1 protein-coding gene is annotated in these 727 nt (G+C 46.2%); it reads left to right on the top strand.

Annotated features, from left to right (window positions below):
- Positions 1 to 38 precede the first annotated feature (38 nt).
- Entirely contained in the window at positions 39 to 716 is a 678-nt protein-coding gene (locus B5E66_RS12695) for a hypothetical protein (RefSeq protein WP_087233863.1), read from the top strand.
- Positions 717 to 727 lie beyond the last annotated feature (11 nt).

Raw genomic sequence — 727 nt, 5'->3', positions numbered from 1 at the left:
CTCTATCTTTTATACACCATAAGGAGGAAAAATTCATTATGAAACTCAAGAAGATTGCTTCTCTGGCGCTGGCCGGCATCATGGCCGTCAGCATGCTGGCTGGCTGCAAGGACGGCAATGGCAATAATGGCGGCGCTTCTTCCAGCAGTGAGCCTACCACTACGAATGTTGTTACCTACGCAAATGATGTGCTGTCTGCTTCTGAGAAGGAAGTTTTCACTTTTACCAGCAGCACCAATCTGGATACCATTCTGAAAAATGTGGCTACTGATACAAGCAAGTTTGATAGTACTGGCATTGAGAGGGTTTTTAATTCGACTGGCGTTGTGAACGCTCAGAATCAGCGTAGCAGCAATACTGGATGGCAGGAAATCAATCTGCTGGAAGGCGTTGAGGGTAAACTGGACGGTATTGTCACAAGTGATTTTACCAATCTTCCGAGCTCCAATGTAAAGACCCAGAAGAAAGTTGAGCTGTACACCATTTCTGGTGCTTATGAGGAAAAAGCTGCCGTTCAGAAGATTGTTGAGGATTTCTCTCAGTGGATCAGCAATACTCAGGTTTTCCCCGAGAGCGTTAATGGCAAAGATTGCAGCTATACCGCAGAAATCAGCGCTCTGAAGGTTGCTAGCCCTGAGGACGCAGAGAAGACTGCTTGGGTTGTTGCAATGGTCTTCACCCAGACTTCTACTGCAAAGGCTAATGCTCAGGCCTAAACTTTACTTAT

The sequence above is a fragment of the Faecalibacterium sp. An121 genome (genome assembly GCF_002160915.1).
Classification (GTDB): Bacteria; Bacillota; Clostridia; order Oscillospirales; family Ruminococcaceae; genus Faecalibacterium; species Faecalibacterium avium.
The sequence above is the reverse complement of the archived record's forward strand: the minus strand, read 5'-3'. Positions and strand labels throughout refer to the sequence as shown.

What these genes read in the sequence shown, in the direction of transcription:
- B5E66_RS12695 (WP_087233863.1), top strand. Translation starts at nt 39, where the DNA reads ATGAAACTCAAGAAGATTGCTTCTCTGGCGCTGGCCGGCATCATGGCC.